At 60.0% G+C, this 22,125-nt stretch carries 17 protein-coding genes; 6 read left to right on the plus strand and 11 right to left on the minus strand.

Going from position 1 to position 22,125, the window contains the following annotated elements; translation table 11 throughout:
- Positions 1–216 precede the first annotated feature (216 nt).
- From AB4N44_RS14705 to bioB, 10 genes are all read right to left on the minus strand, one after another.
- Positions 217–1,995, minus strand: a complete 1,779-nt coding sequence (locus tag AB4N44_RS14705; protein WP_316917213.1) for an acyl-CoA dehydrogenase C-terminal domain-containing protein — start codon at positions 1,993–1,995, stop codon at positions 217–219.
- Between the two features lie 227 nt (positions 1,996–2,222).
- A complete protein-coding gene (locus tag AB4N44_RS14710) occupies positions 2,223–4,019 on the minus strand; it encodes an acyl-CoA dehydrogenase C-terminal domain-containing protein (RefSeq protein WP_127930016.1) in 1,797 nt (598 codons plus the stop codon).
- 90 nt (positions 4,020–4,109) lie between these two features.
- A complete protein-coding gene (locus tag AB4N44_RS14715) occupies positions 4,110–5,399 on the minus strand; it encodes a GGDEF domain-containing protein (RefSeq protein ID WP_127930017.1) in 1,290 nt (429 codons plus the stop codon).
- 192 nt (positions 5,400–5,591) lie between these two features.
- The gene (locus AB4N44_RS14720; RefSeq protein ID WP_127930018.1) at positions 5,592–7,397 is read right to left on the minus strand and encodes a phenylacyl-CoA dehydrogenase; all 1,806 of its coding nucleotides are present in this window, start codon (positions 7,395–7,397) and stop codon (positions 5,592–5,594) included.
- Positions 7,398–7,671: 274 nt separating this feature from the next.
- Positions 7,672–7,968: a pyrroloquinoline quinone biosynthesis protein PqqE gene (locus AB4N44_RS14725; protein ID WP_160042094.1), complete on the minus strand. Its 297-nt coding sequence runs from the start codon at positions 7,966–7,968 to the stop codon at positions 7,672–7,674.
- Between the two features lie 108 nt (positions 7,969–8,076).
- The gene (bioD, locus tag AB4N44_RS14730; protein ID WP_127930020.1) at positions 8,077–8,757 is read right to left on the minus strand and encodes a dethiobiotin synthase; all 681 of its coding nucleotides are present in this window, start codon (positions 8,755–8,757) and stop codon (positions 8,077–8,079) included.
- The gene (gene bioC / locus AB4N44_RS14735; protein ID WP_150749685.1) at positions 8,754–9,563 is read right to left on the minus strand and encodes a malonyl-ACP O-methyltransferase BioC; all 810 of its coding nucleotides are present in this window, start codon (positions 9,561–9,563) and stop codon (positions 8,754–8,756) included. The genes bioD and bioC overlap by 4 nt, the downstream gene beginning before the upstream one ends.
- Positions 9,556–10,287, minus strand: a complete 732-nt coding sequence (locus AB4N44_RS14740) for an alpha/beta fold hydrolase (protein ID WP_127930022.1) — start codon at positions 10,285–10,287, stop codon at positions 9,556–9,558. Before AB4N44_RS14740 ends, bioC begins: the two co-directional genes overlap by 8 nt.
- Positions 10,280–11,458 carry an 8-amino-7-oxononanoate synthase gene (gene bioF, locus AB4N44_RS14745; RefSeq protein ID WP_127930023.1) on the minus strand — a complete coding sequence of 393 codons (1,179 nt, stop codon included), beginning with the start codon at positions 11,456–11,458 and terminating at the stop codon, positions 10,280–10,282. The genes AB4N44_RS14740 and bioF overlap by 8 nt, the downstream gene beginning before the upstream one ends.
- Before the next feature lie 159 nt (positions 11,459–11,617).
- Complete coding sequence (gene bioB / locus AB4N44_RS14750) at positions 11,618–12,673, minus strand: biotin synthase BioB (protein ID WP_460108605.1); 1,056 nt, start codon at positions 12,671–12,673, stop codon at positions 11,618–11,620.
- A gap of 91 nt (positions 12,674–12,764) precedes the next feature.
- Here bioB and AB4N44_RS14755 point away from each other — a divergent pair, with 91 nt between their 5' ends.
- The 5 genes from AB4N44_RS14755 (at position 12,765) to rarD (ending at position 18,657) form a co-directional block, all read left to right on the plus strand.
- The gene (locus AB4N44_RS14755; RefSeq protein WP_460108603.1) at positions 12,765–13,499 is read left to right on the plus strand and encodes a double zinc ribbon domain-containing protein; all 735 of its coding nucleotides are present in this window, start codon (positions 12,765–12,767) and stop codon (positions 13,497–13,499) included.
- 182 nt (positions 13,500–13,681) lie between these two features.
- Complete coding sequence (locus AB4N44_RS14760) at positions 13,682–14,446, plus strand: TOBE domain-containing protein (protein WP_150749687.1); 765 nt, start codon at positions 13,682–13,684, stop codon at positions 14,444–14,446.
- Between the two features lie 70 nt (positions 14,447–14,516).
- Positions 14,517–16,418: a PhoX family protein gene (locus AB4N44_RS14765; RefSeq protein ID WP_093429938.1), complete on the plus strand. Its 1,902-nt coding sequence runs from the start codon at positions 14,517–14,519 to the stop codon at positions 16,416–16,418.
- 170 nt (positions 16,419–16,588) lie between these two features.
- Complete coding sequence (locus AB4N44_RS14770) at positions 16,589–17,563, plus strand: serine/threonine protein kinase (RefSeq protein ID WP_110720743.1); 975 nt, start codon at positions 16,589–16,591, stop codon at positions 17,561–17,563.
- A 206-nt stretch (positions 17,564–17,769) separates the two neighbouring features.
- A complete protein-coding gene (gene rarD / locus AB4N44_RS14775; protein WP_127930027.1) occupies positions 17,770–18,657 on the plus strand; it encodes an EamA family transporter RarD in 888 nt (295 codons plus the stop codon).
- A gap of 223 nt (positions 18,658–18,880) precedes the next feature.
- Here the strand turns inward: rarD and AB4N44_RS14780 are convergent, their stop codons facing one another.
- Positions 18,881–19,399, minus strand: coding sequence for a glycine cleavage system transcriptional repressor (locus tag AB4N44_RS14780; RefSeq protein WP_127930028.1), 519 nt, complete (start codon positions 19,397–19,399; stop codon positions 18,881–18,883).
- Between the two features lie 455 nt (positions 19,400–19,854).
- On the opposite strand from AB4N44_RS14780, the gene AB4N44_RS14785 reads away from it, so the two are divergent.
- Positions 19,855–22,032 (plus strand): malate synthase G, encoded by a 2,178-nt coding sequence (locus AB4N44_RS14785; protein WP_150749688.1) that lies wholly within the window; start codon positions 19,855–19,857, stop codon positions 22,030–22,032.
- The last annotated feature ends 93 nt before the right edge of the window (positions 22,033–22,125 follow it).

Genomic DNA, 22,125 nt, shown 5'->3' on the forward strand with positions numbered 1-22,125 from the left:
CAGGCAAAAGAAAACCCCGCCGAAGCGGGGCTTTGCAGACTGTTTCCCTGACATCCATTTCACTCCGCCACCCTGGCAGAATCCTACGTGTCCGTGTTGTTGCTTTGCGCTTCCTGCGCGACGTCCATGAAATGTAGATTAGCCGTGGATCCAATCCGCGCCTATGGGAGAACAGCAGCACGTCATGTAAGAGAATGCTTACATGACGCGATCACATCAGAATTGCGCTGCATCCAGCAGGAACAACGACTCGCTACCCGCCTTGACCGACGCGCTCAGCGAGTGAATACGCGGCAGCAAACGGGCGAAATAGAAGCGCGCAGTGCCGAGCTTGCTGGCATAGAAATCGTCCTGCGCTTCTTTGCCCAGTGAGGCTTTGGCCATCAATGCCCACATGTAGGCGTAGGAAACGTATCCAAACGCTTGCAGGTATTCGACCGAAGCCGCGCCGATTTCGTTCGGGTTGGTTTTCGCCCGATCCAGCAGCCACGAGGTCAGCTCGTCGAGGGTGCCGACGGCATCGTTCAGCGGTTTGGTGAATTCGCCCAGATCGGCACTGGCGGTAGCGGTGAAATGGCGGATCTCATCGGCGAACAGTTTGTAGAACGCGCCACCACTGCCGACGATCTTGCGCCCGACCAGGTCCAGTGCCTGAATACCGTTGGTGCCTTCGTAGATCTGGGTAATGCGCACGTCACGCACCAGTTGCTCCTGACCCCACTCGCGGATGTAGCCGTGGCCGCCGAAAATCTGCTGGCCGTGCACGGTGGTTTCCAGACCCAGATCGGTAAGGAACGCTTTGGCCACCGGCGTCAGCAACGCAACCAGATCTTCCGCACGTTTGCGGGTGGTGGCATCTTCGCTGAACTTGGCAGTGTCGAGTTGCATCGCCACGTAAGTGGAGAACGCGCGTCCACCTTCGTTCGAGGCTTTCATGGTCAGCAGCATGCGCCGCACGTCCGGGTGGACGATGATCGGGTCAGCGACTTTGTCCTTGTTCTGCGCGCCGGTCGGCGAACGGCTTTGCAGACGGTCGCGGGCGTATTCAACGGCGTTCTGATACGAACGCTCGCCGGTGGCCAGGCCTTGAATGCCGACGCCTAAACGCTCGTAGTTCATCATGGTGAACATCGCGGCCAGGCCTTTGTTCGGCTCGCCGACCAGATAACCGACGGCTTCGTCGAAGTTCATCACGCAGGTCGCGGACGCCTGGATGCCCATCTTGTGTTCGATCGAACCGCAGGTCGCCGGGTTGCGTGCGCCCAGGCTGCCATCGGCATTGACCATGAACTTCGGCACGAGGAACAGCGAGATGCCCTTCGGGCCCGCCGGGGCGTCCGGCAGTTTCGCCAGCACCAGGTGAATGATGTTTTCGGTAAGGTCGTGTTCGCCACCGGTGATGAAGATCTTGGTGCCGCTGACCTTGTAGGAACCGTCGGCCTGAGGCTCGGCTTTTGTACGAATGATCCCCAGATCGGTACCGGCATGCGGCTCGGTCAGGCACATCGAACCGGCCCAGATGCCGGCATACATGTTCGGCAGGTAGGCGGCTTTCAGCTCTTCGCTGGCGTGGGCGTTGATCGACAGGCAGGCGCCGGCGGTCAGCATCGGGTACAGACCGAACGACAGGCTGGCGGAGTTGACCATTTCTTCGACTTGCGCCGACACGGCTTTGGGCATGCCCATGCCGCCGTATTGCGGATCACCGCCAACGCCGACCCAGCCGCCTTCGGCATAAGTCTGATAAGCCTGTGGGAAACCGGCCGGGGTGGTGACGGCACCGTCGGCCCAGTGGCAGCCTTCTTCGTCAGCGGCACGGCTCAGTGGCGCGATGCTTTTGCTGGTGACCTTGCCGGCCTCTTCGAGAATGGCTTCAACGGTTTCGGCATCGACGGTCTCGGCCAGCGCTGGCAGTTCGGCCCAGAGTTTGGCGACCTCGAATACTTCATTGAGGACGAAGCGCATATCGCGCAGCGGCGCTTTGTAGTCAGCCATGGCAAACCTCGCAAGATCTAAACAGGTGATTCGTGGAATGGTGTTTTCGTTGAGCCGGAGTGTACCTCAACAACTTTTGCGACACATAGGGTCAACCAGTGACTGATTTGTTATTTTTAGTCACCGAAAAAAGATCGCAGCCTGCGGCAGCTCCTACAGATAAAACTCGGTCCCATGTAGGAGCTGCCGAAGGCTCGGGCCGCGATCGGACGATCTTTTGATCTTGCTTAAAGCGCAAACATTTCCGCCGGCAACTTCATCAAACACTCACTCCCCGCCTCGATCGCCGCTCGATGCGCCGCCGTACGCGGCAACAAGCGCTTGAAGTAAAACTCGCTCGTCGCCAATTTGCCCCGCAGGTAATCCGCCTCACCCTCGCCCGCTTCCAATTGCGCCTGCGCCACCAACGCCATGCGCAACCACAGATAACCGAGAATGATGTAACCGCTGTACATCAGGTAATCCACCGACGCCGCGCCCACTTCATCCGGGTTCTTCATCGCCGCCATGCCGACCTTCATGGTCAGGTCGCCCCACTGCTGGTTCAACTCATTGAGTTGCGCAACGAAACTGCCCAGTTGCGGATGCTCGGCGTTGGCTGCGCAGAATTTGTGGACGATTTTGGTGAAGCCACGCAGCAACTTACCCTGACTGCCCAGCACCTTACGGCCCAGCAGATCCAGCGCCTGAATGCCGTTGGTGCCTTCGTAGATCGGCGCAATCCGACAGTCGCGAACCAACTGCTCCATGCCCCACTCGCGAATGAAGCCGTGGCCGCCAAACACCTGCATGCCGTGGTTAGTCACTTCCAGCCCGGTGTCGGTCATGAACGCTTTGCAGATCGGCGTGAGGAACGCCAACAGATCTTCCGCCTCCTGCCGTGCCTCGGCGTCGCTGCTCAGGTGCGCGACATCGAGCAACTGCGCGGTGAAGTAGGTCAGCGCGCGGTTGCCTTCGTTGAAAGCTTTCATGGTCAGCAACATGCGCCGCACGTCCGGGTGGACGATGATCGGATCCGCCACTTTGTCCGGGGCTTTGGCGCCAGTCAGCGAGCGCATCTGCAAGCGGTCGTTGGCGTATTTGATCGCGCCCTGAAAGCTCGCCTCGCCCAGACACAACCCCTGCATGCCGGTGCCGAGCCGCGCGTGGTTCATCATGGTGAACATGCAGTTCAGGCCCTTGTTCGGTTCGCCGATCAGGTAGCCTTTGGCGCCGTCGAAGTTGAGCACGCAAGTGGCCGACGCCTTGATGCCCATCTTGTGTTCGATCGAACCGCAGGAAACGCCATTGCGCTCGCCTGCTTCGCCCGCCGCATCCGGCAAGAACTTCGGCACGATAAACAGCGAAATCCCTTTGGTCCCTGCCGGTGCGTCCGGCAGTTTCGCCAACACCAGATGGATGATGTTGTCGCTCATGTCGTGCTCGCCAGCAGAAATGAAAATCTTGCTGCCGGTGACCGCATAACTGCCGTCAGCCTGAGGCACGGCGCGGGTCTTGATGATGCCCAGGTCGGTGCCGCAGTGGGCTTCGGTCAGGCACATGGTGCCGGTCCATTGCCCGGCGGTGAGTTTGCTCAGGTAAGTTTCTTTTTGTTCGGCAGTGCCGTGGGCATGGATTGCCGACATCGCGCCATGAGTCAGGCCCGGGTACATGCCCCAGGAGGTGTTGCTGGAGCCGACCATTTCGCTGATCACCAATCCCAGCGAACTCGGCAAGCCCTGGCCGCCGTAAACCGGATCTGCTGCCAGACCGTGCCAGCCGCCCTCGACGTATTGTGCGAAGGCTTGCTTGAAGCCTGTAGGCGTTGTCACCACACCATTGTCGAAATGGCAGCCCTCTTCGTCACCGCTGCGATTGAGCGGCGCCAGAACGTTCTCGCAGAACTTCGCGCCCTCTTCGAGAATCGCGTTGATCATGTCCGGGCTGGCGTCGTGCGCGCCGAGGGTGGCGTAATTGGCGTGGAAGTCGAAGACGTGGTCGATCAGAAAGCGCATGTCGCGCAGGGGAGCTTTGTACTCAGGCATGGTGGCTTCTCCGTCAGCAGATTTCCTCAACCTACTGCCGGCCACCACGCCCCACAATCATTGTGCAGACGCTGAATGCGCCGTCATCACTCAACCTGCGGCCGTGTCCATGCGCACCGCGCCGCGGCGGTTTTGTCCGTATGCCATCACGCAATTACGCCCCGCACCTTTTGCGGCATAGAGCGCCTCGTCGGCAGACTTCAGCACTTGTTCCGGGTTGCGCTGTTCCACTCGTTCGGCGACGCCGATGCTCACCGTCACCGATACGCTGGAGGCACCCGAGCCGGCCCGGCGCTGACGACCTTGCTGATCATCCTGCGGACGGTTTTCCTGATTGCGCAGTTGAATGCTGTAGGACGCAATCGACTCGCGGATCACCTCAAGATGCGGCATGCACTCTTCAAGGGTTTTGCCTGCGAACACCAGAGCAAATTCCTCACCACCGTAGCGATACGCCCTACCGCCACCGCTGATTTTCGACAGCTTGCTGGCGACCAGACGCAGTACCTGGTCACCGACATCGTGACCGTGGGTGTCGTTGAATTTCTTGAAGTGATCGACGTCGCTCATCGCCAGCACGTAGTTGCGGCCAAGGCGCTGCATGCGTTCGTTGAGTGCGCGGCGGCCCGGCAGACCGGTGAGTTCGTCACGGAAGGCCATTTGATAAGCCTCGTGCGCCACCGCAGCGGCAATCATCAACATCACCTGACTGCACATGATGTTGAGGGTAAACGGCAGGATGAAGGTTTTCGGCAGCATCCAGAACACGCCGAGCAAGCCGACCAGTTGCGCCGCATGCAGCGGGCGCGGATTGCGCCAGTATTGCCAGGCGAGCAACAGGAATGCCGAGATAAACACCGGATAGGACAGCTGGATCAGGCTCATCCATGCGCCATGCAGCGCCGGCCAGCGGATCTCCGACAGCCAGATCAGCAAAGCCTGGGGATAACTTTGCTCAAGGCCCAACGCCACACTGCCAAAGGCCAGCAACACGGCGAACCGCGCGACCATGTCCTGGAACAGATGTGTTCGTTCCTGCCAGGCGGCGAACAAGCCGAATAACAACGGCAGCAATAAACAGACCAAGTGGAAGACCACCGCAGCGTCTTCGCGGACCTTGCCGTTGTCGCGGTAATAGTCGGTCTGGGTATCGAGGAGAAAGTAGGCGATGTACACCGTGAGCATCAGAAACAGCTCGCGCTGACGGCGGTAAACCGCGCAATAAGCACCACCCAACAACAGCACCAACGTCGGCAACACATTGAACAGCGAAGTGAAGAACACGTTGAGGTCTTTGACGTACGCAGCCGCCAACCCCGCGAGTAACAACAGCAGTGAAGGTAGGAAATGGCTGAAACGTACAGCGGAAGAACGCGGCAAGGGTAAAGCTCCGACCCGTCATATCAAAGAGATGGCATTGTGCCTGCAAAGTGCAGCCAAGCCCACACAATGTGATCCAGATCACACACTGTCTCTTTAACGGCCGGAAGCCCGACTATCTGAGCGATTCGCCAACAAAAAAACCGCTGTCCCCCAACGGGAGCAGCGGTTTTCATGAAACAGCGCTAGAGCTTAGTAACCCAGCGCGAAGTCTTCTTCTTTCATGTCCATCAGGTTGTTGGCGCCCGACAGCATGGTGGCCACGTGCGTACGGGTACGCGGCAGGATGCGCTGGAAGTAGAAGCGCGCGGTTTGCAGCTTGGCGGTGTAGAACGCCGCGTCGCCGCTGCCTTCTGCCAGCTTTTCAGCGGCCAGACGCGCCATGTCGGCCCAGAAGTAAGCCAGGCAGGCATAACCGGAGTACATCAGGTAGTCCACGGAGGCCGCGCCGACTTCTTCGCGATCTTTCATGGCGGCCATACCGACCTTCATGGTCAGCTCGCCCCATTCCTTGTTGATTGCAGCCAGCGGTGCGACGAATTCTGCAACGGCTTCGTTGCCTTCGTTGTTCTGGCAGAACTTGTGGACGATCTTGGTGAAGCCTTTCAGAGCTTCGCCTTGAGTCATCAGCACTTTACGGCCGAGCAGGTCGAGCGCCTGGATACCGGTGGTGCCTTCGTACAGCATCGAAATGCGGCTGTCGCGAACGTTCTGCTCCATGCCCCACTCGGCGATGAAGCCGTGGCCGCCGTAGATCTGTACGCCGTGGTTAGCGGACTCGAAACCGACTTCGGTCATGAACGCCTTGGCGATCGGGGTCATGAAGGCCAGCAGTGCGTCGGCTTTCTTCTTCTCTTCTTCATCGACACCGTATTTGACGATGTCGACCTGTTTGGCGGTGAAGTACACCATCGCGCGATTGCCTTCGGCGAAAGCCTTCATGGTCAACAGCATGCGGCGTACGTCAGGGTGCACGATGATCGGGTCAGCGGCTTTGTCCGGCGCTTTCGGGCCAGTCAGCGAGCGCATTTGCAGACGATCGCGAGCGTATTTCAAGCCGCCCTGGAAACCGATTTCGGCGTGGGCCAGACCTTGCAGTGCGGTACCCAGACGTGCGGTGTTCATAAAGGTGAACATGCAGTTCAGGCCTTTGTTCGCCGGGCCGATCAGGAAACCGGTAGCGCCGTCGAAGTTCATCACGCAAGTGGCGTTGCCGTGGATGCCCATCTTGTGTTCCAGCGAACCGCAGCTCACTGCGTTGCGCTCACCGACAGTGCCATCGGCATTCGGCATGAACTTTGGAACGATGAACAGCGAGATGCCTTTGGTGCCAGCCGGTGCGTCCGGCAGGCGGGCCAGTACGATGTGGACGATGTTGTCGGCCATGTCGTGTTCGCCGGCCGAGATGAAGATCTTGGTGCCGGAGACTTTGTAAGAACCATCAGCCTGAGGTTCGGCCTTGGTGCGCAGCATGCCCAGGTCGGTGCCGCAGTGCGGCTCGGTCAGGCACATGGTGCCGGTCCATTCGCCGGAGACCAGTTTGGTCAGATAGGCTTCTTGCTGCTCTGGGGTGCCGTGCTCGGAGATGGTGTTCATCGCGCCGTGCGACAGGCCTGGGTACATGCCCCACGACCAGTTGGCTTCGCCAACCATTTCACTCACTGCCAGACCCAGCGACTCCGGCAGGCCTTGGCCGCCGTGCTCAACGTCGTGGGCGAGGCTTGGCCAGCCGCCTTCGACGAATTGCTTGTAAGCCTCTTTGAAGCCAGTCGGGGTTTTCACGCCGGACTCGCTCCAGGTGCAACCTTCGAGGTCGCCCACGCGGTTCAGCGGTGCCAGTACCTGCTCACAAAACTTGGCGCCTTCTTCGAGAATGGCGTCAACCATGTCCGGAGTTGCGTCTGCGCAAGCCGGAAGGCTCTGATAGTGCGCTTCGTAGCCGAGCAGTTCGTCACGAACGAAGCGAATATCACGCAAGGGGGCCTTGTAGTCAGGCATAGCGATAAACCTCTGCTGATGTAACCGGGAATGAACGACCGTGTTGATTTGTTGTGACGGTCAAACAGTTGTTTGAAACATACGTTTACGCCGAATTCTTGTCAAGCATCGATCTTTTGCCGTTCGTCATCGCACCTTTCAAACGCCGGGCACAGCAAACCGCCATGCGTTCGAATGAGCCACGGGCGCTGAAAAAAGATTAGTTGAGGGAGAAGGACTTACAACGAAAAACGCCGCGACAAGGCGCGGCGTTCAGGATGCAGATTGCGAAAAATCAGGCGAAGGTGTCGATGATCGTACCGAGCACTTCGTCGGAGGCTTTGGCGACTTTCACTCCCAGCTCTGCCTGGATCTTGCCTTGGGACATCTCGACCATATTGCTGGCCAGATCCGATTGCTGGGCACGATCCACGCCGCGCAGACGATCAACCTGCACTTGCGAAGACTGGCTGGTCACCGAACGTTCAATCGTATTATTGGCAATCTGGCTGGCAGCCTGATCGACGCGGTTCTGCCCGCTCTGAATCGAGCTCAGGCCTGCATAAAAAGCTGTGTTACCGGAGATTTCCATAACGGTTCTCATCCTTGGGAAGGATCAATGGCTGCCATTGAAGCAGAGGCGCCAGAAAAACACCCGTCAAAAACACTAATGGCACAGTGCCTGCCCATAGAGAAAAGCTTAGTCGAGCAAATCCAGTTGCAGATGAGCCGCCACCGCTTCCGCACTCAACGCCTTGAGTTTCGGCACTCGACCCAAACAGGGCGCTGGGATCCGCTCAGCCAATGTCGCCAGATTCTCCTCCAGCCGCGACGTCTTCGGATCAATGATATTCGCCACCCACCCTGCCAATTGCAGCCCATCGCGAGCAATCGCCTCGGCTGTCAGCAAAGCATGACTGATGCAACCCAGCCGCACGCCCACCACCAGAATCACCGGCAACCTCAGCGCAATCGCCAGATCCGACAAATTATCCTGATCCGCCAACGGCACCCGCCAACCACCCGCGCCTTCGATCAGAGTGAAATCGGCATTCATCGCCAGAATCTCACGCATCGGCGCCAGCAGCGATTGCACGGTCAACGCGACACCCGCTTCACGCGCCGCCAGATGCGGAGCAATGGCCGGCTCGAACGCCACAGGATTGACCTGTTGATAACTCAGCGGCAACGAACACTCGGCCAACAGCGCCAGCGCGTCGGCATTGCGCAGTCCCTTCGGCGTCACTTCGCACCCGGACGCCACCGGTTTGCCCGCCGCGGTGCTCAACCCGGCAGAACGCGCCGCATGCAGCAACCCGGCGGCAACGGTGGTCTTGCCGACGTCTGTGTCGGTTCCGGTGATGAAATAGGCTGCGCTCATACGGGTTTCTCCAACACGGCGTAGACCACCTGATAAGTCGCCGGCAATCCCGACGCCTCACGGAATTGCTCGTAAGCTTCGACCAGCCCGAGAATCCGCGCGCGGCCGGTCAAACCGCCCGGCCGCCCAGGATTCAGATTGTGCGCACCCAACGCTTTCAGTTCGTGGGTCAGACTGCGCACATCCGGGTAGTGCAACACGTGAGGCTGATTCTCCAGACTCAACGTGCGCAAGCCACTGGCCGCAGACAATTGCTCATACCGGACGAACTCGCGGAAGCGATTGACGTGCACCAGCCCGTCGACCTGCCGCCAACTGTCGCGCAACTCAAACAACGTCCCTGCACAAAGACTAGCAAACGCAAAAATCCCACCCGGTTTCAGCACGCGAAAAGCTTCGCTGAGCACTGCATCGAAGTCCGCGCACCACTGCACGGCGAGGCTGGAGAAAATCAGGTCGCAGGTCGAATCCTGCAGCGGCAGCCGCTCCGCATCGCCGGCGATGAAATGCTCGGCACCGCCCAATGGCCGCGCGTGATTGAGCATGCCCTCGGCGATATCCAGCGCCAGACCGTGGCCCTCGGCAAACCGCGAAGCCAGCGCGCGAGTGAAATAACCCGTGCCACAGCCCAGATCCAGCCAACGCGCAGGCACAAATTCCTCGGGCAATCGCTGCAGCAACTGTGTACCGACATCACGTTGCAACTCGGCGACGCTGTCGTAACTGGCCGCCGCACGAGAGAAAGAGGCCGCGACCTGGCGTTTGTCAGGCAAGCCGCCAGGCAGCACTAGAGACAAATCAGTCATCACCGCACTCGTGTAGAAAAGCCTGGATAGCACCCGCCAGTCCGTGGGGGTCTTCCAGAAGAAACGCATGACAGGCCTGTTCAATCAGACCTATTTCGATATCCGGCAACAGCGCGAATAACGCCCCCGCCGCTTCGGCAGGCACCAGCTCATCGTGCCCGGCAAAAAGATGAAACTGTGGGCCACGAAACGCTAGCAACGCTTCACGGGTGTCCAGTTGCGCGAGCAGTTCCAGTCCTGCCATCAACGCGCCGGGCGCCGTCTGCGGTGCGCCGCCGAGCATCAGCCGCGACAAGCCGCGCGGATCTTGCGCACCTTGAGCACACAGCAACGAGAAACGCTTGAGAGTCATCCGCGGATCGGCCTGGCAACCGGCAAGGAACGCATCGAAGGTCTCGCCGGGCATCGCATTCGGCCATTGTTCATGAGCAACAAAAGAAGGATTGCTCGCCAGCGTCAGCAAGCCGCAGCAATGTTCACCCCGACGTGCGGCCAATTCGGACGCAAGCATGCCGCCCAGCGACCAGCCACCGAGCCACACGTCGTGGGGAATACGTTCATCGAGTTCGTCGAGCCAGTCTTGCGGATCGCTGGAATCCAACTGCGGCAGCGGCTCGATTTCCACTTTCAGATGTTCGTCGAGCCCCTGCAACGCCGCAGCCAGAGGCTCCATCGGCGACACACCGAGGCCCCAGCCGGGCAGCAGAATCAGGCGATCACGCATGGCTTGGCTCCGACGACAGTTGGGCAAAGCAATCGGCCAGTCCCTGTAACAATAGCTGCACCTGCGCCTCGCTGTGCGCGGCGGTCAGGGTCACGCGCAAGCGAGCGCTGCCGGCAGGCACGGTTGGCGGGCGGATGGCGGTGACCATCAAACCGCGCTCGCGCAACATCTGCGACAACCGCACCGCGCGCCCGGCATCGCCAATCATGATCGGCTGGATCGGCGTGAAGCTGTCCATCAACTCCAGGCCAATCTGCTCGGCGCCATGGCGGAACTGACGGATCAGCGTTTGCAGATGTTCTCGACGCCAATGTTCAGTGCGCAGCAGCTCCAGGCTTTTCAGCGTCGCGCAGGCCAGCGCTGGTGGTTGGCTGGTGGTGTAAATGTACGGGCGGGCAAACTGGATCAGGCTTTCGATCAGCTCTTCACTGCCGGCGACGAAAGCGCCAGCGGTGCCGAAGGCTTTACCGAGGGTGCCGACCAGCACCGGCACATCCTCCTGACTCAAACCGAAGTGCTCGACGATGCCACCACCGTTGGCACCCAACGGCCCGAAACCGTGAGCGTCATCGACCATCAACCACGCGCCTTTGGCCTTGGCTTCGCGGGCGAGTGCCGGCAAGTCGGCAAGGTCGCCGTCCATGCTGAACACACCGTCGGTGACTACCAATGTGTTGCCGGTGGCTTTCTCCAGGCGTTTGGCCAGACTCACCGGGTCGTTGTGCAGATAGCGATTGAAACGCGCGCCGGACAACAGACCCGCATCCAGTAACGACGCGTGATTGAGCCGATCTTCCAGCACCGTATCGCCCTGCCCGACCAGCGCCGTGACGGCGCCGAGATTGGCCATGTAACCGGTGGTGAACAGCAGCGCACGCGGACGCCCGGTGAGGTCAGCCAATGCTTCTTCCAGTGCGTGATGCGGGCCGCTGTGGCCGATCACCAGATGCGAGGCACCGCCTCCAACGCCCCAGCGTTCAGCACCGGCGCGCCAGGCTTCGATCACTTGCGGGTGATTGGCCAGACCGAGGTAATCGTTGTTGCAGAACGCGAGCAGCGGTTTGCCGTCGACCACCACTTCCGGCCCCTGCGGGGACTCGAGCAGCGGTCGCTGGCGATAGAGGTTTTCGGCACGACGGGCAGCAAGGCGTGCGGCGAGATCGAAAGACATGCAGGCCTCGACTTTCAAGTGACACAGATCCCATGTGGGAGCGAGCCTGCTCGCGAATAGGCCTTCACATCCAACATCAATGTCGACTGAGGCACCGCTTTCGCGAGCAGGCTCGCTCCCACAGGGGTTTGGCATTCCTTCAGAGGAATCCGGCCGCTTTCAGACGGCGGCGTTGTAGAACTGCTCGCTGCTCTTCTGCTCCACCAGCGCCTGCTCGATCGCGGCCTGGTGAACCTCGTCGGCATGCTCCTCTCGGGCCTCTGGCTGGATGCCCAGACGCGCAAACAACTGCATGTCCTTGTCCGCCTGCGGGTTGGCCGTGGTCAGCAACTTGTCGCCGTAGAAAATCGAGTTGGCGCCGGCAAAGAATGCGAGAGCCTGCATCTGCTCGTTCATCGCTTCGCGGCCAGCGGACAGGCGCACGTGGGACTGCGGCATGAGGATCCGCGCCACAGCGAGCATACGAATGAAGTCGAACGGGTCGATGTCTTCGGCGTTTTCCAGCGGCGTGCCGGCGACTTTCACCAGCATGTTGATCGGCACCGACTCCGGATGCTCCGGCAGGTTGGCCAACTGGATCAGCAGATTGGCGCGGTCGTCCAGCGACTCGCCCATGCCGAGAATGCCGCCGGAACAGATCTTCATCCCGGATTCACGCACGTAAGCCAGCGTTTGCAGGCGATCGCTGTAAGTGCGGGTGGTGATGATGCTGCCGTAGAACTCTGGCGACGTATCAAGGTTGTGGTTGTAGTAATCGAGGCCGGCCTTGGCCAGCGCTTCGGTCTGATCCTGATCGAGACGCCCAAGGGTCATGCAGGTTTCCAGGCCCATGGCTTTCACGCCTTCGACCATTTTCAGCACGTACGGCATGTCTTTGGCCGACGGGTGCTTCCACGCCGCCCCCATGCAGAAACGCGTCGAACCGATGGCCTTGGCGCGTGCCGCCTCTTCGAGGACCTTCTGCACTTCCATCAGCTTTTCTTTTTCAAGGCCGGTGTTGTAGTGACCGGACTGCGGGCAGTACTTGCAGTCTTCCGGGCAGGCGCCAGTCTTGATCGACAGCAGGGTCGAGACCTGCACGCGGTTAGCGTTGAAATGTGCGCGGTGCACCGTTTGCGCCTGGAACAGCAAGTCGTTGAATGGCTGTACGAAGAGTGCTTTGACTTCGGCCAGAGACCAGTCGTGACGCAGGGTGGCGGTAGTGCTCGCGCTCATGGGTAGTTCCTTGGTTATGCTTGGCTGGCGGCTGCGGGAACGGAATACCCACAGGCGCGACACGGATGTTCGGCATATTTAAGGAAGAGTCATGCGCTGTCAACCACGATACGAAGGACAGGTTTACATCTGTTTAAATAATGTACAGATCTGCTTGCTTTGCGATGAGCCTGCAGAAGCAGAAATGCCAATCTGCGTGGCTTGCGAAACCGATCTGCCGTGGCTGGGAGATCACTGCATCACCTGTGCGCTGCCGCTGGCGGCGGCGGACATGACCTGTGGTGAATGCCTGCTAGAGCCTCCGGCATTCGAACAGGTCGTTGTGCCGTGGACGTATGGCTTCCCGGTGGACAGCTTGATTACGCGCTTTAAACACAACGCGAAATGGCCGTTTGGCCACCTGCTCGCCGACGTTCTCGGGCAATGCCTGCAACATCGCTTCGATGAGGGTTTGCCCAGACCGGATGTGTTGTTGCCGGTGCCGCTGGCGGGTAAACGTCTGCGCCAACGGGGGTTCAACCAAGCGGCGATGCTGGCGCGCTGGTTGAGTCAGACGCTGGATCTGCCGTGCGAAGAACAGGTTCTGCGCCGAATCAAGGAGACCGGTGCCCAGCAGGATCTTGATGCCAAGGCGCGTAAACATAATTTGCGCAATGCCTTCGGCCTCGTGCCGGATGCGCATGTAAAAGACCGGCATTTGGCGTTGATTGATGATGTGCTGACCACTGGCGCGACCGCACAGGCTCTGGCCCGGCTGCTGATGAACGCGGGCGCGGCGCGGGTCGATGTCTACTGTCTGGCGCGCACGCCAAAACCCGGAAGCTGAAGCCAACACCATTCCCTGTGGGAGCGAGCTTGCTCGCGAAGGGGCCAGCACATTCCACATTTATGCTGGCTGACACTCCGCATTCGCGAGCAGGCTCGCTCCCACAGGGTTCTGTGTCAGGCTTGACTCTCGCGTCGCTAGCGGCCAACTTCCACGCCACCGCCACAAAAAAGCATCCATCCATGTCCATGCCTTCCCTGTTGTCCCAGCACATCGTCCGCCGTCCGCAGCGCATCGCTCTGCTGCAACACATCGCCGAACAGGGCTCGATCACCCGCGCCGCAAAAAGCGCCGGACTGAGTTACAAAGCGGCGTGGGATGCCATCGATGAGCTGAACAACCTCGCGCAGAAACCGCTGGTCGAGCGTGCCGTCGGCGGCAAGGGTGGTGGCGGCGCGAAACTCTCCAGCGAAGGCGAGCGCGTTTTGCGTCTGTACCAAAAATTGCAGGCCTTGCAGGCGCAGGTGCTGGAGGCAGCGGAAGATGCCAGCGACCTCGACCTGCTCGGTCGCTTGATGCTCAGAACCAGCGCGCGCAATCAGTTGCACGGCAAAGTCGTGGCAATCGCAGCGCAGGGCCGCAATGACCTGATCCGCCTCGAACTGGCCGAAGGGCTGTGCCTCGACGCGCAGATCACCCATGACAGCACCGTGCATCTGGAGCTGCAGGCCGGTACCGAAGTGGTGGCCCTGATCAAGGCCGGCTGGCTGGAATTGCTCGGCAGCGCGCAATCTGCAACGTCTGGTCACAATCTTCTGAAGGGCACCATCGAAGCGATTCTCGACGCCGAGGACGGCCCGAGCGAAGTACGGATTACCCTGCCCAACGGCCATACCCTCTGCGCCCTGGCTGAGCCGCTCGACTTGCGCACGCGCGGATTGAGCGTGGAACAACCGGTGCAGGTGCAGTTTTCGCCGTCCAACGTGCTGATCGGCACGCCGCTGTAATCCGGCGCTGCAACGAAAGCGTCATCGACGCTCATTAAGGTAGCTGCCAAAACCAAGCAGGGAGCCTGATGTGAGCCTATTAGAAGAAAACCAATCCACTGACCTGGAAAAAATGGTCGGCCTCAGCCGTCGCGGTTTCATCGGCGCTGGCGCACTGTGCGGCGCGGCAATGTTCCTCGGCGGTAGTCTGTTGAGCCGCAGCGCACTGGCCACCGGCGTCAGCGCCGGCAATAGCCGCTTGCTCGGTTTCGAGAGCATTCCCGCCGCGACCACCGACGTCATCACATTGCCCAAAGGCTACAAGTCTTCGGTGCTGATCAGTTGGGGGCAGCCCCTGCAAAAGAACGGCCCGGCGTTCGACCCGAGCGGCAACGGCACCGCCGCCGCACAGGAAGTGCAGTTCGGCGACAACAACGACGGCATGAGCCTGTTCGCCTTCCCCGACGACCGCAACCGCGCGTTGATGGCGATCAACAACGAATACACCAACTATCGCTACCTCTACCCGCACGGCGGCATGCCGCAATCGGCCGAAGACGTGCGCAAGGCGCTGGCCTGCGAAGGTGTTTCGGTGATCGAAGTGCAACGCAAGAACGGTCAGTGGCAGTTCGTTCAGGGCTCGCGCTACAACCGGCGCATTCACGGCAACTCGCCGTTGCGCATCAGCGGCCCGGCGGCCGGTCATGACCTGATGAAAACCGCGGCCGACAAACACGGCAAGAAAGTCCTCGGCACGTTCCAGAACTGCGCCAACGGTAAAACGCCGTGGGGCACTTACCTGACCTGTGAAGAAAACTTCACCGACTGCTTCGGCAGCAGCAACGCCCAGCAGCAGTTCGACCCGGCGCAAAAGCGCTACGGCGTCTCGGTCGCCAGCCGCGAGATCAACTGGCACCCGTACGATCCGCGCTTCGACATGGCGAAAAACCCCAACGAACTCAACCGTCACGGCTGGGTGGTCGAGATCGATCCGTTCGACCCGCAATCGACTCCGGTCAAACGCACCGCGCTGGGCCGCTTCAAGCATGAAAACGCCGCACTGGCCGAGACCGATGATGGTCGCGCCGTGGTGTACATGGGCGACGACGAGCGTGGCGAATTCATCTACAAATTCGTCAGCCGCGACCGCATCAACCACCGCAACGCCAAGGCTAACCGCGACATCCTCGACCACGGCACCCTGTACGTGGCGAAATTCGACAACGGCGACAGCAACCCCGATCACCCGAAAGGCCAAGGCCAGTGGATCGAGCTGACTCACGGCAAAAACGGTATCGACGCCAGCAGCGGTTTTGCCGATCAGGCCGAAGTGCTGATCCACGCACGCCTTGCCGCCAGTGTCGTAGGCGCGACGCGCATGGACCGCCCGGAATGGATCGTCGTCAGCCCCAAGGACGGCCAGGTCTATTGCACCCTGACCAACAACGCCAAGCGCGGCGAAGACGGCCAGCCGGTGGGCGGGCCGAACCCGCGTGAGAAGAACGTTTACGGGCAGATCCTGCGCTGGCGCACCGACCGTGACGATCACGCGTCGAAGACATTTGCCTGGGACCTGTTTGTGGTCGCTGGCAACCCGGGCGTGCACGCCGGGACGCCGAAGGGTGGCTCGAAGAACATCACCCCGCAGAACATGTTCAACAGCCCGGATGGCCTGGGTTTCGACAAGGCTGGGCGTTTGTGGATTCTCACTGATGGTGATTCGAGCAACGCCGGCGACTTTGCCGGGATGGGCAACAACCAGATGCTGTGTGCCGATCCCAAGACCGGTGAGATTCGCCGGTTCATGGTCGGGCCGATTGGCTGTGAAGTCACTGGGATCAGCTTCTCGCCGGATCAGAAAACCCTGTTTGTCGGGATTCAGCATCCGGGGGAAAACGGGGGGTCGACCTTCCCTGAGCATCTGCCGAATGGCAAGCCGCGGTCTTCGGTGATGGCGATTACCCGTGAGGACGGTGGAATCGTCGGCGCCTGACAGACCCTCATCGCGAGCAGGCGAAGGCCTACATTTGGAATGCGTGCGTTCCCCTGTAGGCCTTCGCCTGCTCGCGATGGCGTCAGCACAGACACCAACCAACTCCCCCGCTGCCATCTGCGCTACCATGCTGGGCCGGACGCGGCAGCCTGCTGCGCGCAGGAGTCAGCATGGCCCACCCGTTTGAAACCCTCACACCCGACCTCGTGCTCGATGCCGTTGAAAGCATTGGCTTTCTCAGTGATGCGCGCATTCTGGCGCTCAACAGCTACGAAAACCGCGTCTATCAGGTCGGCATCGAAGACTCCGAACCGCTGATCGCCAAGTTCTATCGTCCGCAACGCTGGACCAACGAAGCCATCCTCGAAGAGCACCAATTCACCTTCGAACTGGCCGACGTGGAAATCCCGGTGGTGGCACCGCTGATCCACAACGGCGAAACCCTGCACGAGCATGCCGGTTTCCGCTTCACGTTGTTTCCGCGTCGCGGCGGCCGGGCGCCGGAGCCGGGCAATCTTGACCAGCTGTATCGCCTCGGCCAGTTGCTCGGGCGGATTCACGCGGTCGGCGCGACCAAGCCGTTTGAACACCGCGAAGCTCTCGCTGTGCAGAACTTCGGCCACGCGTCGTTGAACACCTTGCTCGAAGGCAATTTCATTCCGAAAAGCCTGCTGCCGGCCTACGAGTCCGTCGCCCGCGACCTGCTCAAGCGCGTGGAAGATGCTTACGCCAACACACCGCACCAGAACATCCGCATGCACGGCGATTGCCACCCCGGCAACATGATGTGCCGCGACGAAATGTTCCACATCGTCGACCTCGACGACTGCCGCATGGGCCCGGCGGTGCAGGACATCTGGATGATGCTCGCCGGTGATCGTCAGGAATGCCTGGGGCAGTTGTCGGAATTGATGGATGGCTACAACGAGTTCCACGATTTCGACCCGCGTGAGCTGGCGCTGATCGAACCGCTGCGCGCCCTGCGCCTGATGCACTACAGCGCCTGGCTCGCGCGGCGCTGGGATGACCCGGCGTTCCCGCACAGCTTTCCGTGGTTCGGCACCGAGCGTTATTGGGGTGATCAGGTGTTGGCGTTGCGTGAGCAACTGTCCGCGCTTAACGAAGAACCACTGAAACTTTTCTGATCCGCCTCCATCCTCTGTAGGAGTGAGCCTGCTCGCGATAGCGTTTTATCAGTCAACGAAAATGTTGAATGTCAGAGTGCTATCGCGAGCAGGCTCACTCCTACATTTGTTCGGTGTTCACAATTTCCCGACCTATCCGCTAAGGCATTCGTAGACAAACCTCCTTACAATCCCTCCTTTGTTAGCTGCCTAAGCAAGGATTCTGCATGCAAGCCGCCAACCCGCGTCGCGGGTACATTCTGGGCCTGAGTGCCTACATCATCTGGGGCCTGTTCCCGATCTACTTCAAAGCCATCGCCGAAGTGCCGGCCGTCGAAATCATCATCCATCGGGTGCTGTGGTCGGCACTGTTCGGCGCGCTGTTGCTGATGGTGTGGAAACACCCGGGCTGGTTGCGCGAGTTGCTCGACAATCCCAAGCGACTGGCGATTCTGGCCTTGAGCGGAACGCTGATCGCGGCCAACTGGCTGACCTACGTGTGGTCGGTGAACAACGGGCGCATGCTCGAAGCGAGCCTCGGTTACTACATCAACCCCTTGGTAAACGTGCTGTTGGGCATGTTGATTCTCGGCGAACGCTTGCGCCGGATGCAGTGGCTCGCGGTCGGTCTGGCGGCGGTCGGTGTCGCGCAACAGGTGTGGCAGGTCGGCAGTCTGCCGTGGGTTTCGCTGGTGCTGGCGTTGACGTTTGGCTTCTACGGCTTGATCCGCAAACAGGCACCGGTCAAGGCGTTGCCGGGGTTGGTGGTGGAAACCTGGATGCTGGTACCGATCGCGATTGCCTGGCTGCTTTTCAACCAGACCGCGACCAGTGCGCAACCTGAGTTCTGGACTACGTCCCAAGCCTGGTGGCTGGTGGCGGCCGGTCCGGTCACATTGGTGCCGCTGGTGTGCTTCAACGCCGCCACGCGCCATTTGCCGTACACCACGATCGGCTTCCTGCAATACCTCGCCCCGACCCTGGTGCTGTTGCAAGCGGTACTGTTGTTCGGTGAGCACTTGTCGTCGAGCACGCTGGTCGCGTTTATCTTCATCTGGGCCGGTCTGGCCGTTTACAGCGTTGATGCGTGGATAAGTCTGCGCCGGCGCAGCTGATCAAAAAACGCACAAACCCTCACAGGCCACGGTTCTCGTGGCCTGTATCGTTCCTTCCCAAGGTTATCCACAGCGTGATCCCCGCCGTTTGTGCGCAAGTCACTGAATGTTGGCGGTTTTTTGATCAACTCCCGCAAAGCCACGGCGGGTGTGGCGTTGACGACAGTCTCTACAGGTTATCCACAGGCAGGTGCACGTTTAAACTGGATAACCTGATCGGTGCTTAAACGTCTGTGCGTAACACCAGTTCCACCATCAGATCGTCAGCCAGGGTTTCCAGACGCGACTGCAAGACGTCGAGCGACAAGGTCAGCGGTACCGCGAGAATCGCCTCAGCATGGAACAGCGGCTCACTGCTCATCGGCGCCGGACGCACTTCCGTGACCAGCCTTTCCAGGTTTACACCCTGCTCGCTCAACAACCGGGTGATGTCCCGCACAATCCCCGGCCGATCATTGCCCACCAACTCCATGGCGATCGGTTTCCAGGTACAGGATTGTTCGATACCACTTTCGGCAATCAGCACGCGGATGCCATGCACCGTCAGTGCTTGTAGGGAATCGACTAATTCGTCGTAAGCCTCTGCCGGCACGCCCACCCGAAGAATCCCGGCGAACTGCCCGGCCATCCTCGACATGCGGCTTTCCAGCCAGTTACCGCCATGCTCGGCGATGCATTGGGCGATGCGCTCGACCTGTCCGGGCTTGTCCGGGGCGAAAACAGTGAGTACGAGATGGTCCATGGCGCAGCCCTCTTGTCATGACTTTTGTTATGGAAGAGCAAGTATAGGCAAGGGATGGTCAGCCGCCTCAGACGCGCGAAACGACAAATCGTGTACAACTTTTTATATTTAACTGGAACAATCCAGCTATTTTTTGAGAACATCCCGTTCCGCGACGTGACTGCAATGCGTCATGAGGTCGCAGAACGACGTTATTAGTCTGATTTTCACAAGCGCAACTCATCATGTAGTATGCCGCAGCGCGCACTACATAACGCTGGATCGATGTCTGCCCAAGGCACGTTCGCAACCCTGAAAGCCCTGTCAGCAAGGCCCCCAAGCCGTTGATTGGTCCCAGCCCAGCCGCCAGCAATGGCATGTACTGGTCGGCAGGTTTGTGGTTTAAATGGCCAGAGGCTTCATTGTCAAAATTGAAGAGCTGAAAAGCGAAATAGCTGAGCAGAGTGAGGCAAGCAATGACTGAACACGTTCAAGTCGGTGGCCTGCAGGTCGCCAAAGTCCTGTTCGACTTCGTGAACAACGAAGCCATTCCCGGTACCGGCCTCACCGCCGAAAAATTCTGGGAAGGTGCCGACAAGGTCATTCATGACCTGGCGCCGAAGAACAAAGCCCTACTCGCCAAACGCGATGACTTCCAGGCTCGCATTGATGCCTGGCACCAGGAACGCAACGGTCAGGCGCACGACGCCGTGGCCTATAAAGCCTTCCTGCAAGAAATCGGTTATCTGCTGCCAGAAGCGGCTGATTTCCAGGCAACGACACAAAACGTCGATGATGAAATCGCCCGTACCGCCGGTCCGCAACTCGTTGTGCCGGTGATGAACGCCCGCTTCGCTCTCAATGCCTCGAACGCCCGCTGGGGTTCGCTGTATGACGCCCTCTACGGCACCGACGCGATCAGCGAAGAAGGTGGCGCGGAAAAAGGCAAAGGCTACAACAAGGTGCGTGGCGACAAAGTCATCGCCTTCGCCCGTGCGTTCCTCGATGAAGCTGCGCCATTGGCGGCTGGCTCTCACGTCGATTCGACCGGCTACAAAATCGCTGACGGCAAACTGCTGGTCACCCTCAAGGGCGGCAGCAACACTGGCCTGCGTGATGACGCTCAGCTGATCGGTTTCCAGGGCGACGCCAACGCGCCAATCGCCATCCTGCTGAAACACAATGGTCTGCACTTCGAAATCCAGGTCGATGCCACCACTCCGGTCGGCCAGACCGATGCTGCTGGCGTCAAAGACATCCTGATGGAAGCTGCGCTGACCACCATCATGGACTGCGAAGACTCCGTGGCCGCCGTCGATGCCGACGACAAAGTGGTGATCTACCGCAACTGGCTCGGGCTGATGAAGGGCGACCTGGCGGAATCCGTGTCCAAGGGCGGCCAGACCTTCACTCGCACCATGAACCCGGATCGCACCTACACCGCGCCGAACGGCGGTGAAGTGACCCTGCACGGCCGTTCGCTGTTGTTCGTGCGTAACGTGGGTCACCTGATGACCATCGACGCGATCCTCGACAAAGACGGTAACGAAGTGCCGGAAGGCATCCTCGACGGTCTGGTCACTTGCCTCGCGGCGATGCACAACCTCAATGGCAACACTTCGCGCCGCAACACTCGCACCGGTTCCGTGTACATCGTTAAACCGAAGATGCACGGCCCGGAAGAAGCGGCGTTCACCAACGAGCTGTTCGGCCGCATCGAAGACGTGCTGGGCCTTTCGCGCAACACCCTGAAAGTCGGGATCATGGACGAGGAGCGCCGCACCACGGTCAACCTCAAGGCCTGCATCAAGGCTGCCAGTGAGCGCGTGGTGTTCATCAACACCGGTTTCCTCGACCGCACCGGCGACGAAATCCACACCTCCATGGAAGCCGGCCCGGTTGTGCGCAAGGCTGACATGAAGGCTGAGAAGTGGATCGGCGCGTACGAAAACTGGAACGTCGATATCGGTCTGAGCACTGGCCTGCAAGGTCGTGCGCAAATCGGTAAAGGCATGTGGGCGATGCCGGATCTGATGGCGGCGATGCTTGAGCAGAAAATCGCGCATCCATTGGCCGGCGCCAACACCGCTTGGGTACCGTCGCCGACCGCCGCTGCACTGCACGCGCTGCACTACCACAAGGTTGATGTGTTCGCTCGTCAGGCCGAACTGGCCAAACGTGCTCGCGCTTCGGTAGACGACATCCTGACCATTCCGTTGGCGGTCAAACCGAACTGGACGCCAGAGCAAATCAAGAACGAACTGGACAACAACGCCCAGGGCATTCTCGGTTACGTGGTGCGCTGGATCGACCAGGGCGTGGGTTGCTCGAAAGTACCGGACATCAATGACGTCGGCCTGATGGAAGACCGTGCCACGCTGCGCATCTCCAGCCAGCACATCGCCAACTGGCTGCGCCACGGCGTGGTCACTGAGGCGCAAGTGATGGAAAGCCTCAAGCGCATGGCGCCGGTGGTGGATCGTCAGAACGCCAACGACCCGCTGTACCGTCCGCTGGCACCGAACTTCGACAGCAACATCGCCTTCCAGGCGGCGGTCGAACTGGTGATCGAAGGCACCAAACAGCCGAACGGCTACACCGAGCCGGTGCTGCACCGTCGTCGTCGCGAGTTCAAGAAGGCCAACGGCCTGTAACTTGCGCTGAATGCCGGACATGAAAAAGCCCTGATCGAAAGATCAGGGCTTTTTTGTTTGTGTCGTGGATTGGATTTTTGTGGTGGGCTTGAG

Source organism: Pseudomonas sp. S3_C06, from assembly GCF_054667675.1.

What these genes read in the sequence shown, in the direction of transcription:
- AB4N44_RS14705 (WP_316917213.1), bottom strand. Translation starts at nt 1,995, where the DNA reads ATGGCTGACTACAAAGCGCCGCTGCGCGATATGCGCTTCGTCCTCAAT.
- AB4N44_RS14720 (WP_127930018.1), bottom strand. Translation starts at nt 7,397, where the DNA reads ATGCCTGACTACAAGGCCCCCTTGCGTGATATTCGCTTCGTTCGTGAC.
- bioD (WP_127930020.1), bottom strand. Translation starts at nt 8,757, where the DNA reads ATGAGCGCAGCCTATTTCATCACCGGAACCGACACAGACGTCGGCAAG.
- AB4N44_RS14755 (WP_460108603.1), top strand. Translation starts at nt 12,765, where the DNA reads ATGCGCTGTCAACCACGATACGAAGGACAGGTTTACATCTGTTTAAAT.
- rarD (WP_127930027.1), top strand. Translation starts at nt 17,770, where the DNA reads ATGCAAGCCGCCAACCCGCGTCGCGGGTACATTCTGGGCCTGAGTGCC.
- AB4N44_RS14725 (WP_160042094.1), bottom strand. Translation starts at nt 7,968, where the DNA reads ATGGAAATCTCCGGTAACACAGCTTTTTATGCAGGCCTGAGCTCGATT.
- AB4N44_RS14770 (WP_110720743.1), top strand. Translation starts at nt 16,589, where the DNA reads ATGGCCCACCCGTTTGAAACCCTCACACCCGACCTCGTGCTCGATGCC.
- AB4N44_RS14710 (WP_127930016.1), bottom strand. Translation starts at nt 4,019, where the DNA reads ATGCCTGAGTACAAAGCTCCCCTGCGCGACATGCGCTTTCTGATCGAC.
- AB4N44_RS14740 (WP_127930022.1), bottom strand. Translation starts at nt 10,287, where the DNA reads ATGCGTGATCGCCTGATTCTGCTGCCCGGCTGGGGCCTCGGTGTGTCG.
- AB4N44_RS14760 (WP_150749687.1), top strand. Translation starts at nt 13,682, where the DNA reads ATGTCCATGCCTTCCCTGTTGTCCCAGCACATCGTCCGCCGTCCGCAG.
- bioC (WP_150749685.1), bottom strand. Translation starts at nt 9,563, where the DNA reads ATGACTGATTTGTCTCTAGTGCTGCCTGGCGGCTTGCCTGACAAACGC.
- AB4N44_RS14780 (WP_127930028.1), bottom strand. Translation starts at nt 19,399, where the DNA reads ATGGACCATCTCGTACTCACTGTTTTCGCCCCGGACAAGCCCGGACAG.
- bioF (WP_127930023.1), bottom strand. Translation starts at nt 11,458, where the DNA reads ATGTCTTTCGATCTCGCCGCACGCCTTGCTGCCCGTCGTGCCGAAAAC.
- AB4N44_RS14785 (WP_150749688.1), top strand. Translation starts at nt 19,855, where the DNA reads ATGACTGAACACGTTCAAGTCGGTGGCCTGCAGGTCGCCAAAGTCCTG.
- bioB (WP_460108605.1), bottom strand. Translation starts at nt 12,673, where the DNA reads ATGAGCGCGAGCACTACCGCCACCCTGCGTCACGACTGGTCTCTGGCC.